Genomic DNA, 5,743 nt, shown 5'->3' on the forward strand with positions numbered 1-5,743 from the left:
GAAATCGCCGGAGCCATCATAGTGACCGCAGGTCAGCATCATCGCGCCGATGCGGCGTGCCCGTTCGGCCGACACCACGGAATGCCCGGTCGCCGGGTTCTTGCCGCCATTGGCGAGAAAGCGGCCGGCGAGTGCCAGTTGCCGGCAACTCATTGCGATGGCGCAATGGTGGAAGTAGACGCCCAGCGCCAGCTCCGGCGCGTGGTGGAGATTGCCGAAGGATTTCATGTAGTTGGCAAGCGCGAAGTTGCGATAGCCGGTGGCCCGTTCGGACGCCGCGACCTCACGATCGATGATGATCGTTTCGTCGTCGGCGAGGAACTGGATGAAGCGCAGGATTTCGCCGATCGCCTCGCGCGGCTGGTGGCCGGCAAGCAGGATGTCGGAAATGACAATGGCGCCGGCATTGATGAACGGGTTGCGCGGAATGCCGTTCTCATGCTCGAGCTGCACGATCGAGTTGAATGGATTGCCTGACGGTTCGCGGCCTACCCGCTGCCAAAGCGCGTCACCGACATTGCCGAGCGCCAGTGTCAGCGTGAACACTTTCGAGATGCTCTGGATGGAAAATGCCTGGTCGGCATCGCCGGCCATCAGCACGCGGCCGTCATTGGTGACCGCCGCGATGCCGAACTTCTTCGGATCGACCTTGCCCAGCTGCGGAATGTAGGAAGCGACGTCGCCGCGATCGGTGCGCTCGGCCATTTCGGCGGCGACTTCGGCCAATGCCCGATCAAGTTTGGGGGCCTGTTCAAGTTCCGGCATCGTGCTACCTCAACCAGCGTTCGATGCGCACCATTGCCTCGACCATGTCGTCGTGGCTGCCGGCATAGGAGAAACGCATGGTCCGGTGCCCAGCCTGAGTGTCGAAGTCGCGGCCGGGCGTTGCTGCAACATGCGCCTCGGCCAGCATCTTTCGCGCAAAGGCCATGCTGTCATTGGTATGCCTGGTGACGTCACAGAACGCATAAAAGGCGCCGTCCATGGGCGCCGCCAGCGGAAAGCCGAGTTCCGGCAGGCGTTTCATCAAGAGCTCGCGATTCCAGGCGTAGCGGCCTTTTACCGCCTCCAGTTCCTCGGTCGCCCTGAACGCTTCGATCGCGGCAATCTGCGATAGCTCCGGCGGCGAGATGTAGAGGCTCTGGGCGACGCGCTCGACCGGCCGCACCAGTTCCTGCGGCAGCACCATCCAGCCGATTCGCCAGCCGGTCATGCAGTAATATTTGGAGAAGGAATTGATCACCGTCACATCGCCGCCATAGGCAAGTGCCGTGGTGTCGGGGGCGGCATAGGCCAGCCGGTGATAGATTTCGTCGGAGATGACGGCGATGCCGAGGTCCTGTGCCGTCCCTACCAGAGCCGCCAGTTCATCGGCTGGTATGACCGCGCCGGTTGGATTGGCGGGACTGGCGAAGAGAACGCCTTTCAGCGGCTTTTCACGATGCGCGGCTTCCAAATGGCCGGCATGCAGGTAGGCGGCGTCGCCGAGCTCGATCTCGACCACCTCGATGCCGAGTGCGGCCATGATGTTGCGGTAGGCAGGGTAACCGGGTGCCGCGATGGCGACGCGGTCACCCCGATCGAACATCGCCAGGAAGGCAAGATTGAAGGCGGCCGACGATCCCGTGGTCACCGCGATCCGGCCGGGCTCGATCTCAAGCCCGTAGTGATCGGCGTAGTGTCCGGCTATCGCCTTGCGCAAACCTGCCAGTCCGAGCGCGTCGGTGTAGCCGATGCGCCCATCCTGCAGCGCCTTGGCTGCTGCGGCGCGAACCAGAACCGGTGCGGGATCGGAGGGTTGGCCGACGGCCATCGAAACAACCGGCACGCCCTGGGACTTCAGCCGGTTTGCCTCTGCCAGAATGTCCATCGCATGGAAGGGCTCGACATTGCCACGGCGTGAGAGCGAAACGACCATTTAACCAGTATTCCCGATGACTGACGGCGCCAGGCACTGGCGCATGTGCCGCACAAATGCCCGATTGATGTGAGGATCACAAGTTGAGGAAGTTTCCGGCGCCGACTTTTCATCTTTCGCCCGCTCGTCTACCAGTGGACACATCATGTTGAGCCGACCCAGATCGACGATTGCCCAGGCAGCGCGCGTCTTCGCGACGCTTTCGCTTGGCGTTGCCGTTGCAATGTCGAGCTCGGTCAGCGCCTTCGCCCAGAACGTGCCGGTGGTGCGCGACGCCGAGATCGAGGCGCTGGTGCGCGATTACGCGCGGCCGATCTTCAGGGCGGCCGGCCTGGCGAATGACGGCATCGACATCGTCCTGGTCAACGACCAGAGTTTCAACGCCTTCGTCACCGGGCGTCGGCTGTTCATCAACACCGGCGCGCTGATGACGGCTGAAACGCCCAACGAGATCATCGGCGTCATCGCGCACGAAGCCGGTCATATTGCCGGCGGCCACCAGCAGAAGCTGCGCGACCAGCTCGAACGAGCCAAGACGATGGCCGTCATCGCGACATTGCTTGGCGCCGGCGCCATTGTCGCCGGTGCCACAACCAGCAGCCGCGGTCTCGCCGGCGCCGGCATGGGCGTGGCTGCCGGCGGCGGCGAAATGGCACAGCGCAGCATCCTCGCCTATCAGCGCACCGAGGAGATGACGGCCGACCGCTCGGCGATCACCTATCTCAACGCCACCGGCCAGTCCGGCATGGGCATGCTGAAGACATTCCGCCGCTTCCAGACCGCACTTTCGCTTTCGGGCGCCCAGGTCGATCCGTATCGGATCAGCCATCCGATGCCGCAGGATCGCATCGCCAATCTCGAAGTGCTGGTGAAACAGGACCCCAATGTCGACAGGCCGGACCCGCCCGCGCTGCAGCAGCGCCATGACATGATGCGGGTGAAGATCGCCGTTTACATGGAAGGCCAGGCGGCCGCGTCCCGGCTGATGCGAAAGATGCAAGGAACCCTCGCCGCCCAGTACGGCGACGCCCAGTCGACCTACCTGTTCGGCAACATCGCCGCCGCCCTCGCCAAGACCAATGCACTGATCAAAGCGCAACCGAAGAATGCCTACTTCCAGGAACTGCGCGGCGACATCCTGATGAAAGCCAACAAACCCAAGGAAGCCGCGGACGCCTATGCCAAGGCGGTCAGCCTCGATTCGGCTCGGTCCGGTCTGCTGCCGGTGTCCGTGGGCCAGGCGCTGATGGCCGTCGGCACGCCCGACTCCCTCAAAAAAGCCGTCGTGCAGATCAACAATGGCCTCGGTCGCGACAAGGAAAATTCAGCCGGATATCGCCATCTGGCGCAGGCCTATGGCGAGTTGGGCGACATACCTGGCGCTGAACTTGCCACCGCCGAAAGCCATTTCTATTCCGGCAACTACAAGGATGCGAAGATTTTCGCCATGCGGGCGCAGCAGCAGATGAAACGCGGCGAGCCGCGCTGGCTTCGCGCCCAGGATATCATAAACTACAAGCCGTCAACCAAGATCAAGTGAACCTTCCGGCCGCGCGCCACGACATAGCCAGACCGGAAAACAGGCAGAAGGAACAGGAACGATGAAAAAGGCACTGCTGCTGGGCACCACGGGGGTTGCGGTCGCTCTGGCCATGCTGGCTTTCGGATTCGTTGCCGGAAACCCGCAGATCGCCAAGGCCGGGACCGCACAGCCGGTCGAGACGGCGGCGGCCGATACCAAGATCGACCGCACCGAGGTCGAAGGCATCATCCGCGACTATTTGTTGAAAAACCCGGAAGTTCTTCTGGAAGTCCAGGACGCGCTTGAGGCCAAGCAGAAGGAAGAGCAGCGCATCGCTCATCTCGGCGTGATCAAGGATGCCAAGGACCAGATTTTCAACTCCGCCTTCGACGGCGTCGTCGGCAATCCGACCGGCAAGGTCACCATCGTCGAGTTCTACGACTATAATTGCGGCTTCTGCAAACGTGCCATCGACGACATGAAGGCGCTGACCAAGACCGATCCGGACCTGCGTTTCGTGCTCAAGGAATTCCCCATCCTCGGACCGGATTCGCAGAAGGCGAGCGTGGTCTCGATGGCCTTCCACCTGATGCACCCGGAAAAGTACGGCGAGTTCCACAATGCGTTGCTCGGCGGTCAGGGACGCGCCACCGAGGCGGCGGCCATGAAGGTCGCGCTGTCGCTCGGCGCCGACGAAGCGGCGCTGCGCGAGAAGATGAAGGACCCGACAATCAACGAGGCCCTCGCCAAGACCTACGATCTTGCCAACAAGCTGGCGATCACCGGAACGCCGTCCTATGTCGTCGGCAACGAGGTGGTGTTCGGGGCGCTCGGGCAGGAAGTGCTGGCTGAAAAGATCGAGGCGGCGAAAGCCGCGCTCTGATCTTGCTCGCCAGCTATCTCTCACTGGCACATTTCCGCCTGTTGTGGACAGTGAAAGAACGTACTTGCGCTCTTTCCGCGGGCGGCTATGCCCATTATAGAGGGCCCAGCGCGCCGGCTTGATGACGGCGCCGGGAAAGGTCGGCTTTTTTGAAAACGGTTTTCGTCCTGAACGGTCCCAATCTCAACGCGCTCGGCAAGCGCGAGCCGGGCATCTATGGCGGCAAGACGCTTGCCGCGATCGCCGACGACTGCAAGCAGGCAGGCACGGCGCTGGGGTTCGAGATCGATTTCCGCCAGTAGAACCATGAGGGCGACCTTGTCGACTGGATTCAGGAAACCGGCGACAAGGCTGTCGGCATCGTCATCAACCCGGGCGCCTACAGCCACACCTCGATTGCCATCCACGACGCCATCCGCGCCGTCGCACCATTGCCGGTGGCCGAAGTTCATCTTTCCAACATCCATGCGCGGGAACCATTCCGCCACGTCTCCATGGTCGCGCCGGTCGCCGTCGGCATGATCTGTGGCTTTGGGCCGCTCGGCTATACGCTGGCGCTACAGGCGCTGGCCGCACGCCTATGACCGGCCAACAAACAGAAGGCTCGAAAATGTCGATAAAGAAGACCGGTGTTGACCAGCAACTGATCCGCGATCTGGCGGGCATACTGAACGACACCAACCTCACCGAGATCGAGGTTGAACTGGGCGACCTGAAGGTGCGCGTCTCGCGGCAGGCGCCGGCCGTTCATGCAATCGCGGCGCCGCAACCGGCCTATGCGCCGGCAGCAGCGCAGGCTGCCGCCGTTGCAGTGCCTGTGGTGGCGGACCTTTCCAAGAATGCGGTCACCTCACCGATGGTCGGCACGGCCTATTTGGCGCCGTCGCCGGACGCCAAGGCATTCATCGAAGTCGGCCAGAAGGTCAAGGAAGGCCAGACGCTGCTGATCATCGAAGCAATGAAGACGATGAACCAGATCCCCTCGCCACGCGCCGGCACGGTGACCGCGATCCTTTTCGAGGATTCGCAGCCGGTCGAATATGGCATGCCGCTCGTCGTGATCGAGTAGAGCGGGCCTGATGTTTCAGAAGATCCTCATCGCCAATCGCGGCGAAATCGCCCTCCGGGTACTGCGCGCCTGCAAGGAACTCGGCATCCAGACGGTGGTGGTGCATTCGACCGCCGATGCCGACGCCATGCATGTGCGGCTCGCGGACGAGAGCGTCTGCATCGGTCCGCCGCCATCGCGCGACAGCTATCTCAACATCCATCAGATCGTTGCGGCCTGCGAAATCACCGGCGCCGACGCCGTGCATCCGGGCTACGGCTTCCTGTCGGAGAACGCCAAGTTCGCCGACATACTGGCCGCGCACAACATCACCTTCATCGGTCCGTCCGGCGACCATATCCGCATCATGGG

At 62.6% G+C, this 5,743-nt stretch carries 6 protein-coding genes and 1 pseudogene; 5 read left to right on the forward strand and 2 right to left on the reverse strand.

The genetic code is table 11. The features are described 5' to 3' along the window. A partial coding sequence (locus EN925_RS20480) for a glutaminase (protein WP_128336861.1) occupies positions 1-765 on the reverse strand: 765 nt, incomplete at its 3' end. 4 nt (positions 766-769) lie between these two features. Next, the gene (locus tag EN925_RS20485; RefSeq protein WP_127369509.1) at positions 770-1,918 is read right to left on the reverse strand and encodes an aminotransferase class I/II-fold pyridoxal phosphate-dependent enzyme; all 1,149 of its coding nucleotides are present in this window, start codon (positions 1,916-1,918) and stop codon (positions 770-772) included. Between the two features lie 145 nt (positions 1,919-2,063). Between EN925_RS20485 and EN925_RS20490 the strand changes: the two genes are divergently transcribed. The 5 genes and pseudogenes from EN925_RS20490 to EN925_RS20510 form a co-directional block, all read left to right on the forward strand. Beyond that, positions 2,064-3,458 (forward strand): M48 family metalloprotease, encoded by a 1,395-nt coding sequence (locus EN925_RS20490; protein ID WP_127369508.1) that lies wholly within the window; start codon positions 2,064-2,066, stop codon positions 3,456-3,458. Between the two features lie 61 nt (positions 3,459-3,519). Beyond that, positions 3,520-4,323, forward strand: coding sequence for a DsbA family protein (locus EN925_RS20495; RefSeq protein ID WP_013531360.1), 804 nt, complete (start codon positions 3,520-3,522; stop codon positions 4,321-4,323). Positions 4,324-4,472: 149 nt separating this feature from the next. Continuing rightward, a pseudogene (gene aroQ / locus EN925_RS20500) lies at positions 4,473-4,907 on the forward strand (type II 3-dehydroquinate dehydratase). 26 nt (positions 4,908-4,933) lie between these two features. Next, positions 4,934-5,392: an acetyl-CoA carboxylase biotin carboxyl carrier protein gene (gene accB / locus EN925_RS20505; RefSeq protein WP_013531358.1), complete on the forward strand. Its 459-nt coding sequence runs from the start codon at positions 4,934-4,936 to the stop codon at positions 5,390-5,392. A gap of 10 nt (positions 5,393-5,402) precedes the next feature. After that, a partial coding sequence (locus EN925_RS20510) for a biotin carboxylase N-terminal domain-containing protein (RefSeq protein WP_281040656.1) occupies positions 5,403-5,743 on the forward strand: 341 nt, incomplete at its 3' end.

The organism is Mesorhizobium sp. M7A.F.Ca.US.006.04.2.1 (genome assembly GCF_004022915.1).
In the GTDB taxonomy this organism is placed as follows: Bacteria; Pseudomonadota; Alphaproteobacteria; order Rhizobiales; family Rhizobiaceae; genus Mesorhizobium; species Mesorhizobium ciceri.

Coding starts and splice junctions, on each gene's coding strand:
- EN925_RS20485 (WP_127369509.1), bottom strand. CDS start 1,918: ATGGTCGTTTCGCTCTCACGCCGTGGCAATGTCGAGCCCTTCCATGCG.
- EN925_RS20490 (WP_127369508.1), top strand. CDS start 2,064: ATGTTGAGCCGACCCAGATCGACGATTGCCCAGGCAGCGCGCGTCTTC.
- EN925_RS20495 (WP_013531360.1), top strand. CDS start 3,520: ATGAAAAAGGCACTGCTGCTGGGCACCACGGGGGTTGCGGTCGCTCTG.
- accB (WP_013531358.1), top strand. CDS start 4,934: ATGTCGATAAAGAAGACCGGTGTTGACCAGCAACTGATCCGCGATCTG.